At 47.3% G+C, this 20,595-nt stretch carries 12 protein-coding genes; 7 read left to right on the top strand and 5 right to left on the bottom strand.

What is annotated here, in order from left to right:
• Positions 1 to 68: 68 nt before the first annotated feature.
• Entirely contained in the window at positions 69 to 722 is a 654-nt protein-coding gene (locus tag D9Y29_RS25755) for an alpha/beta fold hydrolase (RefSeq protein WP_127133132.1), read from the bottom strand.
• 84 nt (positions 723 to 806) lie between these two features.
• On the opposite strand from D9Y29_RS25755, the gene D9Y29_RS25750 reads away from it, so the two are divergent.
• The 6 genes from D9Y29_RS25750 to D9Y29_RS25725 all read left to right on the top strand — a co-directional run bounded on the left by D9Y29_RS25750 (position 807) and on the right by D9Y29_RS25725 (position 12,213).
• On the top strand, positions 807 to 2,168 hold the full coding sequence (locus tag D9Y29_RS25750) for a pyridoxal-phosphate dependent enzyme (RefSeq protein ID WP_127133131.1): 1,362 nt from the start codon (positions 807 to 809) through the stop codon (positions 2,166 to 2,168).
• Between the two features lie 893 nt (positions 2,169 to 3,061).
• A complete protein-coding gene (locus D9Y29_RS25745; RefSeq protein WP_127133130.1) occupies positions 3,062 to 6,637 on the top strand; it encodes a T9SS type A sorting domain-containing protein in 3,576 nt (1,191 codons plus the stop codon).
• A 1,045-nt stretch (positions 6,638 to 7,682) separates the two neighbouring features.
• Positions 7,683 to 8,486 (top strand): helical backbone metal receptor, encoded by an 804-nt coding sequence (locus tag D9Y29_RS25740; RefSeq protein WP_127133129.1) that lies wholly within the window; start codon positions 7,683 to 7,685, stop codon positions 8,484 to 8,486.
• Between the two features lie 9 nt (positions 8,487 to 8,495).
• Positions 8,496 to 9,599: a hypothetical protein gene (locus tag D9Y29_RS25735; protein WP_127133128.1), complete on the top strand. Its 1,104-nt coding sequence runs from the start codon at positions 8,496 to 8,498 to the stop codon at positions 9,597 to 9,599.
• 343 nt (positions 9,600 to 9,942) lie between these two features.
• Positions 9,943 to 11,010, top strand: coding sequence for a class II fructose-bisphosphate aldolase (gene fbaA, locus D9Y29_RS25730; RefSeq protein WP_127133127.1), 1,068 nt, complete (start codon positions 9,943 to 9,945; stop codon positions 11,008 to 11,010).
• Between the two features lie 144 nt (positions 11,011 to 11,154).
• Positions 11,155 to 12,213 (top strand): class I fructose-bisphosphate aldolase, encoded by a 1,059-nt coding sequence (locus tag D9Y29_RS25725; protein WP_127133126.1) that lies wholly within the window; start codon positions 11,155 to 11,157, stop codon positions 12,211 to 12,213.
• 136 nt (positions 12,214 to 12,349) lie between these two features.
• Here D9Y29_RS25725 and D9Y29_RS25720 read toward each other — a convergent pair whose 3' ends face one another.
• The 4 genes from D9Y29_RS25720 to pafA form a co-directional block, all read right to left on the bottom strand.
• Positions 12,350 to 13,147: a M57 family metalloprotease gene (locus D9Y29_RS25720; RefSeq protein ID WP_206513879.1), complete on the bottom strand. Its 798-nt coding sequence runs from the start codon at positions 13,145 to 13,147 to the stop codon at positions 12,350 to 12,352.
• Positions 13,148 to 13,515: 368 nt separating this feature from the next.
• The gene (locus D9Y29_RS25715; RefSeq protein ID WP_127133124.1) at positions 13,516 to 16,353 is read right to left on the bottom strand and encodes a M16 family metallopeptidase; all 2,838 of its coding nucleotides are present in this window, start codon (positions 16,351 to 16,353) and stop codon (positions 13,516 to 13,518) included.
• Between the two features lie 102 nt (positions 16,354 to 16,455).
• On the bottom strand, positions 16,456 to 16,965 hold the full coding sequence (locus tag D9Y29_RS25710; protein ID WP_127133123.1) for a hypothetical protein: 510 nt from the start codon (positions 16,963 to 16,965) through the stop codon (positions 16,456 to 16,458).
• 199 nt (positions 16,966 to 17,164) lie between these two features.
• On the bottom strand, positions 17,165 to 18,808 hold the full coding sequence (gene pafA, locus D9Y29_RS25705) for an alkaline phosphatase PafA (protein ID WP_127133122.1): 1,644 nt from the start codon (positions 18,806 to 18,808) through the stop codon (positions 17,165 to 17,167).
• A 132-nt stretch (positions 18,809 to 18,940) separates the two neighbouring features.
• Here pafA and D9Y29_RS25700 point away from each other — a divergent pair, with 132 nt between their 5' ends.
• Positions 18,941 to 20,203: an aminotransferase class I/II-fold pyridoxal phosphate-dependent enzyme gene (locus D9Y29_RS25700; RefSeq protein WP_127133121.1), complete on the top strand. Its 1,263-nt coding sequence runs from the start codon at positions 18,941 to 18,943 to the stop codon at positions 20,201 to 20,203.
• Positions 20,204 to 20,595 lie beyond the last annotated feature (392 nt).

The raw sequence follows: 20,595 nt of genomic DNA, 5'->3' as shown, positions 1-20,595 counted from the left end.
CGGCCGGGGTCCCTTGATTCGGGGGAGCAAATGTAAGGCTTGGTAAGAAAGAAAAAAGTTTGTTTTATTTAGTTACCGACCACTTCCGCCAATAAGTTATTCACCTTTTTCGGTTCCGTCATCACCAGCAGGTGACCAGCTTTAGGGATCACATGTGTAGGCGTGGTCAGGCGGCCGGGTAATACTTCATCCCGGGTACCGTGGATATGCATCAGTTGCTCAGGAAGCTCTTCGTTTTTCCAGGTGAGGATCGCGTGCATGGCCCACCGGATGAAGCTGGTGTCGCTTTCCTGGATGATCTGCAGGAGCAGTTTCTTATCTTCCCCTGTTTCCCGGGTGAAGAATCGTTTGCTTCTTGCCATCATCTTTACAAACCCGATCGGGACCACTTTGTGTAAACGGATGGCAGCCGCCGCGCGAAAATATTTCGGCAGGTGCGCACTCAGCGGAATGCTGCTGATCAGAACAGTCTGAACAGGACGGAATCGTTTAGCGATCTCCGTTGCCAGCATACCTCCAAAAGACAAGCCCACCAATGCAAAAGGTTCACTGACATCGATCTTTTCGGAAAGCCGCATTGCATAATCGGGCAATGATTCATCCTTTTCAGGTTTGATCCAGTTAAGATGCACCATCTCAACTCCTTCCGGCAAACGGATATGCTTGAACACCCGCTCATCAGCCGCCAGCCCGCTGATAAAATATACTCTACGGCATTTCATGCCATAAATTTAATGAATCCTGAAGCGCTGCGCTCCATCCGGCCCGTGGCAAAACCTTACCTTTGCCCGAGAATCTACATTATTATGGATATCAAACAGAATATTCTCGAAACGATTGGCAATACGCCATTGATCAGGCTCAACAAGATCACCAAGCAGCTGCCCGGGACCATCCTGGCAAAGGTGGACTACTTCAATCCCGGTAACTCCATCAAGGACCGTATGGCCCTCAAAATGGTGGAAGTGGCCGAAAAAGAAGGCAAACTCAAACCCGGCGGCACCATCATCGAGTGTACCAGCGGCAATACCGGAATGGGCCTGGCGCTGGCAGCCTGTGTGAAAGGATACAAATGTATTTTCACTACTACCGATAAACAGTCGAAAGAAAAAATGGACATCCTCAAGGCCGTTGGCGCTGAAGTGATCGTATGTCCAACCAACGTAGAACCCGACGATCCGCGCTCCTACTACTCCGTAGCGCGCCGCCTCGCCGCCGAGATCCCCAATTCTTTCCATAGCAATCAATACGATAACCTGGCCAACCGCCTCGCACACTACGAAACCACCGGACCCGAGATCTGGGAACAGACCGATGGAAAGATCACACACCTCGTTTGCACAGCCGGCACCGGTGGCACCGTTACCGGAACAGCCATGTACCTGAAAGAAAAGAACCCCAATATCAAAATATGGGCTATCGATGTTTTCGGTTCACTCCTCACCAAATATTTCAACACAGGTGAGATCGATATGAACGAAGTACATCCCTACATCTCCGAAGGGTTCGGCGAAGATTTCGTTCCCGAAAACTATGACATGAGCGTGATCGATCACTTCGAACAGGTGACCGATAAAGATGGCGCCGTGATGGCCCGCCGCCTCGCCAAAGAAGAAGGACTCTTCTGCGGATACAGCGCCGGCAGCTGTCTCCAGGGCCTCATGCAACTCGGTAGCCAACTCACCAAAGATGATGTGGTGGTCTGCATCTTCCATGATCATGGCAGCCGTTATGTTGCAAAGATCTACAATGATCAGTGGATGATGGAACGCGGTTTCTTCGATGTGAAAACTTTCCGCGATATCGTCAACGGCCGCAGCGTAAAACAAAAACTCGTTACCATCCAGCCCGCCAGCACCGTTTCAGATGCTGTTGAAATGATGAAGAAATACGATATCGAACATATCCCCGTGATGAATGGCAATGGTATCATCGGCGCCATCAGCGAAAGCGGCCTGTTCAATAAAGTGTTCAGTAATCCTGATATCAAAACCGCCACTATCGAAAGCGTGATGGAACAACCATTCCCGGTGGTCGACTTCAATACGCCACTGGAAAAATTGCGCAGCCTGATCAACAAAGACAATGGTGCTGTGTTGGGGAAGGATGATGCCGGCAATTATCACATCGTTACCAAGTATGATGTGATACAGGCGCTGGGAAGTTAATCTCTACTATATTTATTTTTGGACGAACCCTGCCGGTGTGATAATTGGCGGGGTTTGTTTTTTTAATTTGCTGGCAGGCCGGGGAGGGATATGGATGGCGGGCGGAAGAAACAAACCAACGCAGTTGTTTTTATATGGGGCTTTGGTAGGTTGGATCGAGCGGTAGTGCAGAGCCGGGCTTTTGAGCTTTTGTTTCTCAGGCCCTTTATCCATATCACCTCACCGGCCAAAGCACAACGAGAGTGCAACAACCCTTTTTTGTACCGGCGGAGATGGACAAAATAATTATTGGATTTAATCTCCCGCGCTTATCATATCAGGGAATGGTTGAGAGTGATAATTCCGGCATCGGGGTGTAAGGGATGGGGGAAAGAGTGCGTCACCCTGAGTAAATATAACATTGAAGGGTAAATGCTTTTGGGGGAATAACATCTTTCAAATTCTTTGATAGGTAAATATTGATCATTTATCCCCACCAGTTATTCTATGTAACAGCTTAACCTGATGCTCCAATTAATTTGCCTGATGCACTAAAATCAATCAGCTGTCCCCATTACTCATTACGATGCACTGGCGGAGCCATGGAGCGAAGGGATAATGAAAAGACGGTCCTGGAAACAAAAGCTCAATAGCCCGGCTCTGCACCACCGCCCAATCCAACCAACCAAAGCCCCATATACATACAACTGCGCTGGTTTGTTTCCCAACCGTCGTTCATATCCCTTCGCGACCCAAAAAAATCGGGCTGTTATACAGACTAATTTTAATACCACAGCGTTAGCACAGGGTACCAGCGTGAAAGTACGCATCAGGATAAATTCCCTGTGCATACCAAAAACGAATTAAAATCTAAGCTAATCTGAATCCATAGAAAAACTTTACCTCTGACCCCTATGAATATCTTCAGAACTGTTTTTACCTCCGTACTCACAGCGGCCATGTTGTGCGTTACGGGCAGCGCTGCTTATGCGCAGGCAGTGGTTAAAAAAGTAGTACCGGCCTCCACTACCTATTCTTCTTCCCTCACAGGTCCCAACGGGACCGGGAATCATAAATACCTCAGGTCGCATTTTTTATTGCTGGCATCGGAGATCGATCTGCCTGCAGGCACCATCATTCATTCTATCGGTTTCAGGTATGCGGGAGGATCTGATGCGCCGGCAACCGGCAGTATCAAGCTTTACCTGGAAAACTCATCCCACCTTGTGAATGCCAAATCCACCAACTGGGCAACTGCCATCGGAGGAATGACGAACGCATATAACGGTTCTTTCAATCCACCTGTTGGCGTAATAGACGAGGCTGTTGTTTCTTTGGAACTTCAATCGCCGTTCACGTATAACGGAGGATCATTGTATATCGGTTATGACTATACGGGAACTGGTTTTGCCACCATCGATGCAAGGATGCATGTGAACGATGACCTGGGCAGCAACACTGCAGTTCGTTACTCTTACTCCGCCAGTGCGGCGCCTGCCACACTGGATGCATCCTTCAACTGGAGACCACAGTTGGAACTTGGTTATGCCAATACGGAGTTGAACGACCTCGAGGTAAGACAGATCAAAACACAGAGCATACTGGGCAAATTCTGGGCAACACAGAATCCTGTGACGGCTGTGGTGAGGAACAATAGCAATCAGACCAGGAACAATATCAGTGTTACCATGACTGTAAGTGGAATCAATTCCGCTACCGCCACAGAAATTGTCCCTGCTATACCGGCGGGCGACTCTGCTGAAGTGACGTTTGAAGCCCCTGTTACCAACCAGGGAGCGCAGACCATCAGCATCAGTGTTCCCGGCGACAACAACAATACCAATAATACCCGCTCACGGATACAGACACTCGATTGCAGCAGCTTTCAATACGCATCCAATGAGAACGGCAGCGATAGCGTAGGCCTGCCTTCAACAGGAGGGATCATGGCCGTCAAGATCACTGCTCCATCGATCCCCATCAAAATTGATGCTGTCAAGTTCAGGGTATCGGGAGATCCTAACATGAACGGACATACGGTTTCTGCCGTTATCCTGGATGATTATGGAAACATCGTTACCAATTCAGATCCTTTCACACTAACGGATGCCATGATGGGGACCGATCAGGTGATTCCGCTTCTCGCGCCTGCTTATTTCAATTCCGGTGAAAACTTCTACGCCGGCATATTGCAGGAAAGCGGCGCCATTTTTCCGCTTGCAACGGCAAGACCTGCAGGCTCTCCATCCGGCATCAATTATATTTTCGATGCATCAGGAGGGATAGGTACGGAAGATACTGACAGGGGGACTTACCTGATCGGAATCAAAACCAGCAGCTTCCTCGAATTCTCTTCATCCGTATATGAACAGATCATGGACGGCACACTTGCAATGTTTGTTGCAACGCCAGGCTTTACACAATATAACTTCAAAGTCAATGGTGAATCGAAATATACAGGCCCCGATAACTTCTTTACCTATTTCCCGGCCAATGGCGATGTAGTGACGCTTGAAGTGGAGATCAATGGTTGCGCTGAAACCGCAGGAGAAGTCTATAACATCGATGTGGCGCCCATTGTGCCCGGTTCCGGTAATATCCTCTATGTGAACCGGCATGCAGTGAATACAGGTGATGGCAGCAGCTGGGCAACGCCGATGGCTGATCTTTCCGATGCACTTCGCTGGGCAAATGTCAGGCAAAGCAATTTCACCAGCGCCAACCCACTGAAAATCTTTGTTGCAGGCGGCATCTACAAACCTATGTACAGCGCAGTTGACGAAACATTCGGTATGGACGGCGGCGCTAACAACGCGTTCCTGATGGTAAAGAATGTTCAGCTCTATGGAGGATTTGCCGGACATGAAAGTTCACCTGATCAAAGAGACCTTTCAGTGTCAGCCAACAAGACCATCCTCAGCGGCGATTACAGTGATGATGATCAGATTGCCGGCGATGGCCTTTCGCTCACCATGAGCAATATGATGGAAAACGCACTTCATATTGTTGTAGCATCCGGGGATGTTGGCAATGCCGTATTGGATGGCTTCACCATAACAGGCGGCGGAGGTGAGCTATACGGCATGCCCTGGGAAGTGATCAACGGCAACCAGCTGATGGTTCAATATGGAGGAGGTATTTACATTCATGGATCTTCCCCGCGCATCAGCAATGTTGTTATTGCAGGAAACAAAGCCGATATGTTCGGCGGGGCCATCTATCTCGCTCATTCATCAGCTGCCATCACCAATGCCCTGATCTATAAGAACTATGCAGGCATCAGCGGTGGTGGTATTTATAACGATATCAATTCAGACGTTCATCATACCAACCTTACCATTACCAATAACCGGGCGCTGAGTTCCGGCAGCGCAATGGCCAATTCAGCAGCTACTGTACATCTGCGCAACAGCATTCTTTATGGGAATGGTTCAGGTATCGACAATCACAACAGCACGCTGGATGCAAACTACAGCCTGGTGCAGGGAATGCCCGCAGATGCGGCCAAACACATCCTGCCTGGCAGTACAGATCCCCTTTTCAATAATGTACCGGGCGATGATTACACACTCAAATCCATGAGCGGCCTGATCAATAAAGGCAATAACCTTTATTTCGGGGCAGGACAGATGCCCGACCTCTCAACCATCACAAAAGATCTGAATAGCAAAACGCGTATCGGTGAAGGAGTTATCGACATTGGCGCTTATGAAGCCAAACCCACACTCGATATACTACAACATCCGGGTAGTATAACCAGTTGCCTTGAAACCGAAGTGAACTTTTTTGTGATCGTGAGTTCTTCAGGATCTTCCAACCTGTCTTATCAATGGCAAGAAAGCACAGATGGCAATAACTGGACAGATATTGCAAATGCCAACCAGTCGGGCTATCTCGTGAAGGCAACCACCAATAAGCAATTCCGTTGTATAGTAAGCATTCCGGGTTATTCGGTCACTTCCAATGCTGCCACCCTGACTACCACTTTTTTTGAGCAGCCGGTGATCAATATATCCGATGAGATCTGTTTAAGCGAAAATGCAGTTGAATTGAAAGCAAGTCCTGCAGGTGGTGTGTTCGAAGGCAGCGGCGTGACAGAGAACAGCTGGAACCTGCTTGGGTTCAAGGCCGGCAAACAAACTATCAGTTACACCTATACGAGCGATAATGGCTGTATCGGTCATGTTGAAAAGACCATCAACCTGCTGTCCTGCAAATCAAATGGCCCTGTTAAGCTGTTCCAGAGTAATCCGAATCCGGCCACCAGCATCATCACCGTAAAGGTGGATGTGGGAAGGGAGATCAGGGACGCTGAGCTGATCATCAGCAGCCTGAACGGCCAATGGATGGTGCGCAAACCGGCAACTCTCTACAGAGGCATGAATGTGCACCAATTCAACATAAGCGGGCTTGGTGCAGGTATGTACTTCATCAGTGTCTACAATGAAAGTAAGAAACCGCTGGCAACCATCAGGCTGATCAAGAAATAAACGGAATAATAAAAAAAAGAACGCAGGGAGCAAAAAGCTTCCTGCGTTTATGTGAAGGGAAGGTTGGTACTCTCTTACGGATTCAGGGTTACGGACTAAAAAGGATTGCACATGCCGCTCAGGCAATTACAAGATGTAAAAGTCCCGAAACCAAAGGAAGTTTATTCGATCAACAGACAGAAATAGCCGTTCAATACACCCAAAACCCAGACAGGTAAAAACGCGTTTTCCCGCTGCATAACCTTGTGTTAATAACTAAAACGAATAGTCGAAAACAACTATTCGTTTGATGCAAATCAATAAAAACTGCTTAAAACAAGGCATTTCAGGTAGATTTACGATGACTCAATAATAAGTTTACGAAAGAACCAGATGAAATACTACGATCTCAGAAGTAAATCCCGAACATTTAATATCGAGAAGTTCTGCTCTTGCGAAGGAAGGCGCCCGGCAGTACTTTTGTTTCAGAAGTTGATTGATAACTAAATCAATCAGTCCAATATCCGAAATTAACCTGTGTAACATCCAATATCCAGGAAAATCCAAAAAATCCAGTATCAATCAACTTCCTTTTCTTTTTAAATCCAAGATCCGATCCATATCCGAAGAAAGACCAGGATCCTACATCCAATGATCAACCAGGTCCAATTGTCCGTAGAAAAACCAATTGTCCAATTGTCCGTGGAAAACCAAATGTCCAATCGTCCGAAGAAAAGCCAATTGTCCGTAGAAAAACAATCCAAATCCGGTGAAAAACGCACAATGATCCTTGATTAACCGTCCGAAGTAAAATCCAACGTCCGAAAGAAACCAAGTAGTTCCAAATCCTGTGTGTTAAGAACCGTCTGCTTTAACTCCAATACCCTCCTGCAAAAAGATGCTAATTCTTTTGCAGGAGGACAGCAGCGGTACCTTCACCATCCTTTAACCCTGTTGCTCCCCTCCAACACAGGTGAGGCTTCACACTCAACAGGCTATAATCCAACCTCCCATATTTCATTACCGCTTTCCTGCCCTCTTTTTTTATTTTGCAGGAAATTTCGCGATGCCATCATTCACTGACCAGACAGGCAGAACAGTCTCCATTCCTTCAGATCCCCAAAGGATCATCTCACTGGTTCCTTCACAAACCGAATTGCTGTATGATCTCGGCCTGGAAGAACAGGTGTCTGGCATCACCAAATTCTGCGTACACCCGGAAAAATGGTTCCGTTCCAAACCACGTATCGGCGGCACAAAGAATGTAAAGCCGGAAATGGTGCATCAACTGCATCCAGACCTCATCATTGCCAATAAGGAAGAAAATGTAAAAGAGCAGGTGGAAGAACTGGCTGCTCACTATCCTGTATGGGTAAGCGATATCCATGATCTCAATAGCGCACTTGAAATGGTCCGCCAGGTTGGATTGATCACAAACCGGGAAGAGAAGGGACAAATACTGGCTGAAAAGATAGAAGCTGATTTCCTTCAGCTGACCTACCGGTTACCCCGCCACGAAAACATCCCGGTCGCTTACCTGATCTGGCGCCATCCCTGGATGACCATCGGCGAGGATACATTCATCAATGATATGCTTATCCGCTGCGGGCTCACCAACGTATTCGCTCACCTGAAAAGATATCCGGAAATCACGATCCGGGATTTGAAAGAGTCCGGATGCCGCTGGCTCCTGCTCTCCTCCGAGCCCTACCCTTTCAAACAACAGCATATCCACGAATTGCAGAAAGAATTACCAAATACAAAGATCATCCTTGTAGATGGAGAACTGTTCAGTTGGTACGGCAGCCGCCTTCAATATGCGCCAGCCTATTTCCTGTCTCTTTTTACATCCGATATTTCTGTAATTTAGTTGCGTAGCATGTCAGCTATCGACGATAATGACCAGGCGCTTACGGAGCCCAACAAACCTTCCCGCAAGAAACCGATGTTTCCTGTGCAGGAAAGACTGCGCAGCTACCTCAAACAACATGGCCGTGAAGTGAAATTACCCGTTTCGTACAAGGACCTCCTTCATTTCACCTACTCCGTTCCCCTGCTGGATAAGAACGGACGCAATACCTATTGGGAATCTGTCCTGTACGATATGCGTGAATTCGATTTTATCCGTGAAGGACTGGTGAAAATGTATGCCATTCTCAAAACAGAAGGCGATCTCACTTTTACCAAACACCTGGATGTTGCCCGCATCGATTACTGCAGCTTCGGTAATTCCAATCCATTCCGCATCCGCATCGTGAACAAGTTCAACGACAACTACGATCACTACTATATCAAGATCGCCGATGCATCGCGGATCTACGGACTGGAGCTGGAACACCTGCTATCGCCAAACCGCATCACTTATCTTACACACCATAATACACTGGTGGAAGAACATATTCCCGGCATCCCCGGCGATGTGTTCATCTCAAAACACCTGAACGAGCCCAGCACCAATAAGATCAGGCTGGCCAAAGAATTTGTTAAGTTCAATGAACGCTGCTTCGTTCGCCTGCTCGGCGATATGCGCTCCTATAATTTTGTTGTGGACATCACCCCGGACATTGAAGATTTCCAGTATCGCATCCGCGCTATCGACTTCGATCAGCAATCCTACGAAGGAAGAAAGAATTTGTACCTGCCACAGTTCTTCAAAGAAAACATGGAATTCGTTTCGCTCTGCACCAAGCATCTCAACCAGGATTCGATTGAACAATATCAAATGGAAGAAAGAACAATGATGGCCTTCCGCGTGGCCAGTACCCGCTTCCGGCTGATGGAGCTGCTCAATATCATGGCCCGCGACAAGATCTCTACTGAAGTAAAATTACACCAGCTCCGGTCTGAGCTTGGAGAATATTTCAAAAACTCCGCCTTCCTCAAATGCAATTCCATGGGGCAACTGGTGAAACGCCAGTTGAAACAGACCCTGCAAAAAAACCTTGCGCTGATTTCCCAAAACCTGGGCAAATTCGAAGATTAGTTTCGGTGCCGCCAGTCGCTCGCCTCCGGCGAGTGACCTGTATTTGTTCGCCTCCGGCGAACACCGCGTCGCCGGGAGGCGCCTAAATAGAAGTCACTCGCCGGAGGCGAGCGACTGGCGCACTCCGTATTTCACTTACTTATGCGGGTTTCATTCCCTCCTTTCATATTCCTTCTTTTCTATTTTTCTTCTTTCAGTTTTCTACAAAACGAAAGATTTGTGTTTAATAAACGCGACCCTCTACGTATCTTAGCGCGGCATTTAAAAAAAGACCGAAATCCTTAAATTCTATTCAACAGGAGCAATTCTTTCTTAATAATTACCATAGAAAAATTATCAAATCATGAAGAAATACAAAGCCGGTGTACTTTTCGGAGAAGAACTGGAAGCCCTGTATAAGGACGCCAAGGAAAACCAGTTTGCACTCCCTGCCGTGAACACAATTGGTAGCGACAGCATCAATGCCACGCTGGAAGCGGCAGCGAAAGTAAACTCACCGGTCATCATCCAGTTTTCAAACGGAGGTGCCCAATTCATCGCAGGTAAGGGAATGCCCAACGATCAGCTCCAGGCCAATATCCAGGGGGCTGTTTCAGGCGCCCTGCATGTTCACAACGTAGCCAAATACTACGGAGTGCCAGTGGTACTGCATACAGACCATGCCGCTAAGAAATGGCTGCCATGGATCAGCGGACTGATCGATGCAGGCGAACAATATCTCAAAGAGAAAGGCCAGCCGCTTTTCAGCTCACATATGCTCGACCTTTCGGAGGAACCCATCGAAGAAAATATCGAAACCTCTGTTGAGTTCTTCAAGCGCATAGCGCCACTCGGCATGGGAATCGAGATCGAACTGGGTGTTACCGGTGGAGAGGAAGATGGTGTTGACAACAGCGGCATCGAGAACGATAAACTCTATACACAGCCACAGCACGTTGCTTATGCATACAAGGAACTGGGCAAGGTGGGAAGCCTGTTCAGCGTGGCGGCAGCATTTGGTAACGTACACGGTGTGTATAGTCCGGGCAATGTGGAGCTTCGTCCGGAAATCCTGCGCAACAGCCAGGAATATATCCAGCAGGAATTCAAAACAGGGCCCAAGCCTGTTTACTTCGTATTCCACGGAGGCAGCGGCTCTCCACAACATCAGATCCGCGAAGCCATCGGGTATGGCGCTATCAAGATGAATATCGATACCGATCTTCAATGGGCATTCTGGGAAGGCGTACTTCAATATTACAAGAAGAATGAAGCTTATCTGCAAGGCCAGCTGGGCAATCCCGAGGGCGCAGACAAGCCCAACAAGAAATTTTATGATCCCCGTGTATGGCTCCGTAAAGGCGAGGAAAGTTTTATAAAACGTTTAGAAATTGCGTTTACTGATTTGAACTGCATTAACAGAAACGCATAAAAGTTAGAATTCCTCTGATCAAGCGGCTTTACCGCTGAAGGAAAGTCAATTTACAGAAGGCGCCCGGTTCATCATGGCACTGGGATTGGTGAACGCATCCCCTATCTTTGCCGGGCGATTGCATCACCAAACACAGAAATTATCATGCCTTCTAAAAAGATTGTTGACCTCCTCGGCGATAAAGCCGCTTATTTGCTGGAACACAAGTGCGAGACGATTGATCAATCGATGATCCATCTCCCTTCTCCTGATCATGTAGAAAGAACATGGATCAACAGCAACCGTAACAACCAGGTATTACGCAGTATGCAAACCCTGTTGGGACACGGACGTTTGGGTAATACAGGCTACTGCAGCATTTTCCCCGTAGACCAGGGTATCGAGCACAGCGGCGGTTCCGCTTTCGCTCCCAATCCTATCTATTTCGATCCTGAGAATATCATCAAACTGGCCATGGAAGGCGGTTGTAACGGCGTAGCTTCCACTTACGGCGTACTCGGTATCATGAGCCGCAAATATGCACACCGTATTCCCTTTGTTGTGAAGATCAATCACAATGAATTCCTCAGCCTTCCCAACAAATTCGATCAAACCATGTTCGGCACAGTAAAGAGCGCCTGGAATATGGGAGCTATCGCTGTTGGCGCTACCATCTACTGGGGCAGCAACGAAAGTGCCCGTCAGCTGAAAGAAGTGGCGGAAGCATTCGAATATGCGCACGAACTTGGCATGGCTACCATCCTCTGGTGCTATACCCGTAACAACGGATTCAAAGTGGATGGTGTGGACTATCACACTTCTGCCGATCTTACCGGACAGGCAAACCACCTCGGTGTAACATTACAGGCAGATATCATCAAACAGAAATTGCCTACCAATAACGGGGGTTATCTTGCTACCAAACATGGCAAGACCTCTCCGTTGGTATACGAAAAACTTACTTCCGATCACCCGATCGACCTCAACCGCTACCAGGTACTGAACTGCTACAGCGGACGTGTTGGTCTCATCAACAGTGGTGGCGAAAGTAAAGGAGCAAGCGATCTCGCTGATGCCGTTTACACCGCTGTGATCAACAAACGTGCAGGTGGCATGGGACTGATCCTCGGAAGAAAAGCATTCCAGCGTCCTTTCAATGAAGGCGTACAACTGCTGCACACCACGCAGGATGTTTACCTGGATAAAGATATCACTATCGCATAACCGATAATTACGGAAAGTGACTGGCCGCCTGAGTTTCAGGCGGCCCTTTTTTTGTAATTGGTTCAATTCCGTTGAACCAATCACAAAAAAACCGGCACTGGAGCCGCGCCGGTCTTCTGTAGTAACCCTGGTCTTTTTAATACAGGTAATTCAATGCGATGATATCATTGGCATTGAACGGACGGTTAACACCATTGCCGATACAGGCCAGCATCCATGAATTGGGATCAGGCCCTGTTGGCGTTCCGGGAATATGAACAGCACCTACAGTGCTGGCGCCTTCATTCACCGGAGAACCACCGCAACTATAAGACCTGTTCATGTAATCGGTATGACGGAAACCGATACAATGCCCCACTTCATGCGCAATGATACTGGTTACAGTATTGATATTCCAGGTATCCAGGTAAGACCTGTTCACCAGCACAGAACTGTATGGATTACCACTGCTGGTTGGGAATCCGGCAGACGCCAGGTAACCTGAACCTGAAGGAGCAGGATTGATAACGATATTTCCTCCTGAGGTTACGCGTGAAAAAGTAATGCGAAGCCCCAGTGCATTGTAACGCGAAATAGCGCTGTTAACTGCTGTTACATACCTGGAAGGCAGTGAGGAATTCACACGGATAGTGATATTCCTCGGCAATCCGGTAACCAGGTTGTAAGTGCGGTACTGCTCTTCATCAGCAATACGCATCAGCATGTTCTCAGGCTTGCTGTTGAGATGATCTTTGGTAATCACAATGTCGCCCTCTACCAGGTACCCCTCACTGTGAGGTTGTACATTCTTGTTGCTGAAGCCAAGCCCGGCAATCTTTGCCAGTACATCCTGGCCGATAGGTTCAACAATTGTTTCTTTGGATGTTTTCTTACAGGAGAGTAAAACAAAGCATAATAACACAGGAAGACCTGCGATCTTGATTAGCTTTCTCATGTGCATGTTTTTTGTTTGTTAGAAAAATGGTATTCCACTTAATGCAGGGTTACTACATTTTGCATATGCAGGGGTTACTACATATCAGTGGAGCGCTGTCTACGTAAAAACAAGAAAAACGGGAGGAGAATAGTAGAATATCTGTAATTGTAAGTTAGCGCATATACATTAAGTCTATATAAAAGGTATACTGTTTTTTATTGTAACAAAGTTGCAAGTTTCAAGCAGAAAAAAAACAGATCATGATCCTTAATAACTTAGGCAGAGCAAGGGTTTCAGCGGTTTTCCGCGAATTTCGTTCGCAATACTGCAAATGAAAAGAGGGCGCCTTACAGACACCCTCTTTTTAATAAAAATTTTATCGTATTCTATTTCGATGCTGCATATCCTTCCGGCATCAGGATAGCGAAGAATTCATTCTTCCCGCCAAAGATAAGTTTGGCTGCTTCCTGTACATCGGCAGTAGTGAGCGCATTTACATTTTTCTCATAATTGAGGAATCTCTCCATATTGCCGCCATTGAGTTTGGCATCCATCAGCTGATTGAGCCAGGTGCCATTGTCTTTGTAGCTGGCTTTATATCCTTCGATCCAGGTTTTCTTCACTTTGTCCAGGTAGCTGTTGTCTACTCCTTTCTCTTTTATCAGAGCGATCTCATGCTTCAGCGCTTTAACCAGCGTATCTGCTTTCTCAGGGCCGCAGGGCAGTTGCACCATGAAGCTGTAAGCGTTGTATGGATATTTTTCCAGGCCGCCCCCGCTTTGTCCGCCATAGATACCCTGGATCTTTTCACGCAGTTCTTCAATGATACGAAGGTTGAGTACTTCACTGAGCGCATTCACTTTAAGATTCATTTCAGGACTATACGGCGTTTCACCAGTATAGAATGCAAGGATCAGGCTTTTCTGTTCAGCTCCCTTATTCATTTTGAATTCATGCGCCCCGGGAATCACACGAACTTTGGTATCCACCACTTCCATTGATTTTCCACTCACCGGCAATGAAGCGATATATTGTTCGATGAGAGGGACCATATCAGCTTCTTTGAAGCTACCGGTGAACACGAAGTGCATGCCGGCTGCATTGCCGAACATCTCTTTGTAGATCTCGATGCAACGATCAGGATTGATCTTATCGAAGTATTCAACATGAGGTACCCGGATAGGCGCCAGCGGATTATTCTGGAAGATCACCTTGTACATGGAATCAGCAAAAGCGGCTTCGGGATTGGCAGCCAGGTTAGCGAACTGCGATTGGTTGCGCTGCACAAATGATTTGAAAAGCTCGTCATCCTTCCTGGGCGCAGTCATCTGCAGATAAAGTAACTGGAACAGGGTTTCCAGGTCTTTCACAGTAGAGCTTCCGCCAACACCATGCGTATAACCGGTGACAGAAATTTTCATACCGGCAGATTTTCCTGCCAGTACCTTACGGAGATCGGTAGGCGAATAGTCACCAAGCCCCATCGTAGGTACAACTGATGCAAAATATTCTGCATTGTATTTATCAGCGAGACCATAATTGTTCTTACCACCAAAAGCAGTACCGGCAACCAGGATCTGATCATTCTTATAATCAGTTGGCTTGAGGGTAACCGTAAGACCGTTGCTTAAAGTAAGCTCGGTGGTCCCAAGTGTTGCATTTGTGGTTTTGTTGGTGACCTTACCTGCCTTGGGCAGTTCAGCCATCAGGCTGTTGCCCAGTATTTTTTCTTCGTAAGGTTTAACATCAGCTTTTGAAGCAGCATCCACCATTGCGAGCAGTTGATCCGCATTGGGCAGGCTGGCGGCTCCGCTTTCAGGGCCTGTTACATACACGAAATGTTTATCGTTCTTCATCAATTCCTTCAGGAAGGCGTTCACTTCATCAACAGTGATACCAGGCAGAACGGATTTGATGTATTCGAATTCTTTGGCAATGCCGGGACTGGGGGACTGCTCCAGGAAAAGGTTCACGTATTCGTCCACGAAGCTTCCGGACTCGGCTTTATCGCGGTTGTTGTAGGCTCTTTCGTAGGAAGCCAGGATATTCTTCTTTGTTCTTTCCAATTCAGCGGCGGTGAAACCATAACGCTTGATACGCTCCAGTTCCTCCATCATGGCAGTGAGCGCTTTCTTTACGTCGCCGGTACCAGCGGCTGCGTATGCGCTGAAAGCAGCGTACCCTCTTGCGTAGGAACCAAAGCTGGCCTGCGCTCCGAGATAAGGAGGATTCTCTTTTTGCGTGAGTTCTCCCAGACGTTGGTTCACCATGCTTTCAAACAGGCCCTTGATCTGTGCCTTGCGGAAATCGGCAACAGTTACCATTGGGTTTGTTTTGAAGGCAGAGTAATTCACGGCTACGGAGTAAGTAGTGGCTTCCGGATCGGTAACTACAATAGCTTTATTGGTAGTGTAAGGAGGCATTACCGCGCTTTCGCGTTTACGCTCCTTTGCCGGATTAACCAACCTGGTGAAATGCTTTTTGATCATGGCTTCAGCCTTCACAGGATCAACATCTCCTACAACAATAACAGCCATCAGGTTGGGACGATACCACTCCTTGTAAAAGCGGCGGATAGCATCCGGCGGAAAGGTCTTGATCAGTTCTTCCTTCCCGATCGGCAGCCTTTTGGCATACCTTGAACCGGCAAGCAGATCAGGCAGGATCTTCTTGTACATACGCTCATCGGCGCTCTTGCCCTGGCGGCCTTCTTCGATAATGATGTTGCGTTCATTGTTGATGTCATCAGTCAGATAAGATACATTGTGCGCCCAGTCTTCAAGGATCTGGAAACCGCTTTCGAGGTTACCGGGCTTGTCTGTAGGGATGGGCAGGATGTACACGGTCTGATCAAAGCTCGTATAGGCATTGAGGTCAGATCCAAATCCAACACCAATGTTTTGCAGGAAGGAAACAATCTCATTCTTCTTGAAATTCTTTGTTCCGTTGAAGGCCATATGCTCTCCCATATGCGCCAGCCCCTGCTGATCATCATCTTCCTGAATGGAACCGGCATTCACTACCAGGCGCAGTTCCACTTTTTGTTCAGGTTTCTTGTTTTGCCTGATGTAATACACGAGACCATTGGGCAGTTTGCCGGTCTTCACTTTCGGATCCAGCGGGATCTTGTCGGTCAACTTTACTTGAGCAAGCACACTTGCAGAACACAGGACCATCAGCATCATGAAGGCCCAGCGTTGAAGCGTGGTAACAGGTTTGTTCATAATCGAAAATTTTGTTGTGCAAATGTAGGGTAACCAAACATATGTTAGTTTCCGCTGGTGGAATTAAAAAAACATCTCTGTTTCTGCAAGAACTTGTTGTCGTCAAATACCGACATTATAAAACCCTATCATCAACTGGTAGTATCCTTTATCCTCGGGTTTAAGTTGAAGATCAACCGACACTCCGTTCAGATGGCTTCGAATGGAAATATGGTCTTTCTCTTCATATAAATAGTTCCCTTCGGTAATATTCGCTTTGAACTGTTTGGCTATTCTCTCATCGAGCGTGCTTTTGCTTTTGAATTCACCATTCAGCATATTGATAAAAACACTGGTAGTATTATCCTCATCCACTTCCACGGTTTTGGTGATGGACTTGCCGTTGAAAGTGAATGTGATCGGGTATTCCCCAGCCGGGATCTTTTCTGCGATCCACTGGTCCTTTGTTTTGCCCATATTGGTGACGCCTTCAATCCTTGGGATTGTGATATTGATCTCTATCGGCACATACACGGAGAGTCCCGGCTCACCTTTTATCTGCAGGTAAGTATCCTGTGAAAAGCCAAAATGGAATAGCAGGGTGAGGAAGAAGAAAAAGAATATTTTTTTCATGAAACAGAGGCTTGCGTTAGGTTTGAGAAAAATGTTTGCGATAAAGATATTTGATGGTTTCAGATTATCCAAACACAACCAGGTATGTACAGTGGATGCAGCAGCCGGCATTCCCATACACGAACGAAAAAAGCCCGCTCAGTTCAGCGGGCTCTTTTCCGAAACGCAGTTGCCGGGGGCCCCTGCTTCAAATATCAGTTTAATCAGCCACTTCTGTGATCACATGGCCTACATTTCCGCTGGGCATTTGAATGCGCAGCATGGCTGCAATAGTAGGCGCAATATCCGTCATGTATGTTTCGCGGCTGGTCTTTCCGGGTTTGATGCCCCAGCCGTACCATACGAGGGGAATATGGGAATCATAAGGGTTCCAGAGACCGTGTGTGGTGCCGGTGCTGCCGCCGTCGAAATAGGCAGGCTGGAGAACGAACTGGATATCTCCGCAACGACGGGGATAGTATCCGTTGTTGATCCTCTCCCTGATGGTCCCGTTCAGTGGAACAGTATTCAGATCATCGAGCGCAAAAGCGCGGGATACGCCCGGCTGATGACTGAGGTAATCAACAATCAGTTTCTTAACAGCTTTCTCATCCAGTTTCAGAGAATCGATCAGGCCATGATTCAGCGTGACCATATTATTCCAGGACCCGGTGATCAGTTTGGATGCCCCGAAAGCAGCCTGTAGCTTTGGTTCCAGCTCCTTCCACCATTTGGCGTCATCAATAGTTCCGCCAGGGAGTTTGTTCTCGTTGTTGAAGCCGGGCACATGAGATACACCGTGGTCGGCGCTGATGAACAGCAGGTATTGCCCCTTCCCTACTTTGCTATCGAGAAAATCGAAGAGGGAACCGAGTTCTTTGTCGAGACGCAGGAAACCATCTTCCGCTTCCATTGAATTGGGACCGAAAGCATGACCGATATAATCGGGAGAAGAGAAGCTTACTGCGAGGAAGTCTGTGATATCATCTGCACCGAGTTGTTCATTGATCACGGCAGCTTTCGCCATTTCAGCAGTCAGCGTATTTCCAAAAGGTGTGCTGGAAATGGAGCCATAGCTTTTGCCGATGAAACGTTTCAGGTCATAAGGGAAACCTTTCTGATCGGCGCCGAATGGTTTGGCTTCATAAGGCTTTTCGTCAGCTGTACTCTGCACGTACGTATTGGCGGGATAAAGCAGGTTCCAGCCTTGCTCGTAATATTTGTCTACAAGTTTTTGATTATTGAAATCTTTCACCCACTGTGGAAGATCATTCATGTAAAAAGTGGAAGTGATGAAATCCCCTGTTTTACTATCATACCAGTAAGCGCCATTGGCAGAGTGGCCGGCAGGCAGAATTGCGCCACGGTCCTTGATGGCAACTCCTACAACCTTGCTTCTGAAATTGGTAGCGAGGCGCAGCTCATCGGCCACAGTGGTAGCCAGCATGTTCTTAGGGCTCATCAAACCTGCATCGGTGGTAGTACCAACAGACTTAACAGATTTGTCTTCAGCACAATAAACAGTACGCTTCAGTTCGTTATCATACCAGTTGTTCCCGGTGATACCATGAATGGCTGGCACACTTCCTGTATATACACAAGTGTGTCCGCAGGCAGTATAGGTAGGTGTGTAAGGGATAAAAGTGTTCTCGCAGGAAAAGCCTTTGTGAAGGAGGCGTTTGAATCCGCCATCTGCAGTATAGCGGTCATAATACCTGTAGAGATAATCCCATCGCATCTGGTCTACAACAATTCCGACTACTAATTTAGGGCGGTTGGGTACGTTGTGCTGGCCTTTTTTGGACTGTGCAAATGATTGGCTTACAATCAGAACCAGGGCCAGGAAGGCAAAAATTTTTCGCATTTGCAAGTGATTTGCGACAAATGTAATGATTAAACCATTAAACGTAATTCGTGACCTGTCAATTCAAAAATTGTTATTTTTGCGGCATTGACCAGGCTTAAAAAACATTCTATTTTTTAATAATTCAATAATATGGCAGACATTTTTGACAGATTGCTGAAAAACTCAGGTGGACCTATCGGCCAGCACCGCGAAAGAGCGCATGGATATTTTGCTTTTCCAAAACTGGAAGGTGAGATCGGAAACAGAATGAATTTCCGCGGGAAGGAAATGATCGTATGGAGTCTGAATAACTACCTCGGACTGGCCAATCACCCGGAGATCAGGAAGGTGGATGGTGATGCTGCTGCGCAATTCGGTCTGGCGCTTCCCATGGGAGCCCGCATGATGAGTGGCAACAGCGTTCATCACGAGCAACTGGAAAGAGAACTCGCCGCATTTGAAGGAAAGGAAGATGCAATCCTGTTCAATTTCGGCTACCAGGGAATGGTGAGCCTGATAGATGTACTCTGCAGCCGTCATGATGTGATCGTATACGATGCAGAAAGCCATGCCTGTATCATCGATGGTCTCCGCCTTCATGTTGGACATAGCTACGTTTACAAACACAATGATATCGAGGATCTCGAAAAGCAGTTGCAACGCGCCAATGCGATCATCGAAAAACAAAAAGCCGGCGGTGTTCTCGTGATCACTGAAGGTGTATTCGGAATGGCAGGCGACCAGGGCAAACTGAAAGAGATCGTTTCCCTGAAAGAAAAATATGGTTTCAGGATCCTGCTCGATGACGCGCATGGATTCGGCACACTCGGCAAAACCGGCGCCGGCGCTGGTGAAGAGCAGGGTGTTCAGGACCAGATCGATCTATACTTCTCCACATTCGCAAAATCGATGGCTTCTATCGGCGCATTTGTTGCCGGACCCAAGGCCATCATCGATTATATCCGCTACAATATCCGCAGCCAGATCTTCGCCAAGAGCTTACCCATGCCACTCGTAATGGGCAACCTCAAACGCCTGGACATGCTGCGCAGCCAGCCAGAACTGAAAGACAAACTCTGGAGCAATGCACTGAAGCTGCAGAAAGGCCTCAAAGAAAAAGGATTCGATATTGGCAATACTGACTCCGTGGTTACTCCCGTGTATATGAAAGGTGGTGTGGAAGAAGCTACTGCCATGGTGATGGACCTGCGCGAGAATCATGGGATCTTCTGCTCTATCGTAGTGTATCCTGTAATCCCGAAAGGACATATCATCTACCGTCTGATCCCTACAGCTGTGCACACTGATGCTGATATCAATGCAACACTGGTAGCATTCGAAGCAACCAAGAAAAAACTGGATGCAGGAGAATATAAAGTGGCTGCAATCCCCGATATGGCCGAATCACGTTAACAAGCAAATAACAAAATAGTGTACGAGCCGCCTCCTCTGGAGGCGGCTTTTTTTGTGCAAAAGATACAGGCAAAAAAAAGGCCCCCCAAAAGGGAGGCCCCACTAATCAAATACCATTAACCATTAAACCTTATCCTATGAAAATTCAAATATAAGATGATAGAGGTGAAACAATGGTTGCATAGCTTACCTTTTTTTCCATAAAAGACCAAATCAGTCATCCCAGAAAACCTTTGTAGCTATTTACGCAACTGAATCCCTGCAAAATCGTTTAGTATAACGATTTTGGTGGCTTTAAACATTCGCCATTCTTTAATGAAATTTTAAGGAACGAGAGAAGTTTTTGCAGGTTGCCGGCACTCGCTCGCCTCCCGGCGAGTGAGTTTTGTTTA

The sequence above is a fragment of the Pseudoflavitalea rhizosphaerae genome (assembly GCF_003991355.1).
GTDB lineage: Bacteria > Bacteroidota > Bacteroidia > Chitinophagales > Chitinophagaceae > Pseudobacter > Pseudobacter rhizosphaerae.
The sequence above is the reverse complement of the archived record's forward strand: the minus strand, read 5'-3'. Positions and strand labels throughout refer to the sequence as shown.

Bases quoted from the DNA above. Each gene is read 5' to 3' on its own strand.
- pafA (WP_127133122.1), bottom strand. From the start codon at position 18,808: ATGCGAAAAATTTTTGCCTTCCTGGCCCTGGTTCTGATTGTAAGCCAA.
- D9Y29_RS25710 (WP_127133123.1), bottom strand. From the start codon at position 16,965: ATGAAAAAAATATTCTTTTTCTTCTTCCTCACCCTGCTATTCCATTTT.
- D9Y29_RS25740 (WP_127133129.1), top strand. From the start codon at position 7,683: ATGCCATCATTCACTGACCAGACAGGCAGAACAGTCTCCATTCCTTCA.
- D9Y29_RS25720 (WP_206513879.1), bottom strand. From the start codon at position 13,147: ATGAGAAAGCTAATCAAGATCGCAGGTCTTCCTGTGTTATTATGCTTT.
- D9Y29_RS25715 (WP_127133124.1), bottom strand. From the start codon at position 16,353: ATGAACAAACCTGTTACCACGCTTCAACGCTGGGCCTTCATGATGCTG.
- D9Y29_RS25750 (WP_127133131.1), top strand. From the start codon at position 807: ATGGATATCAAACAGAATATTCTCGAAACGATTGGCAATACGCCATTG.
- D9Y29_RS25700 (WP_127133121.1), top strand. From the start codon at position 18,941: ATGGCAGACATTTTTGACAGATTGCTGAAAAACTCAGGTGGACCTATC.
- fbaA (WP_127133127.1), top strand. From the start codon at position 9,943: ATGAAGAAATACAAAGCCGGTGTACTTTTCGGAGAAGAACTGGAAGCC.
- D9Y29_RS25755 (WP_127133132.1), bottom strand. From the start codon at position 722: ATGAAATGCCGTAGAGTATATTTTATCAGCGGGCTGGCGGCTGATGAG.
- D9Y29_RS25745 (WP_127133130.1), top strand. From the start codon at position 3,062: ATGAATATCTTCAGAACTGTTTTTACCTCCGTACTCACAGCGGCCATG.
- D9Y29_RS25735 (WP_127133128.1), top strand. From the start codon at position 8,496: ATGTCAGCTATCGACGATAATGACCAGGCGCTTACGGAGCCCAACAAA.
- D9Y29_RS25725 (WP_127133126.1), top strand. From the start codon at position 11,155: ATGCCTTCTAAAAAGATTGTTGACCTCCTCGGCGATAAAGCCGCTTAT.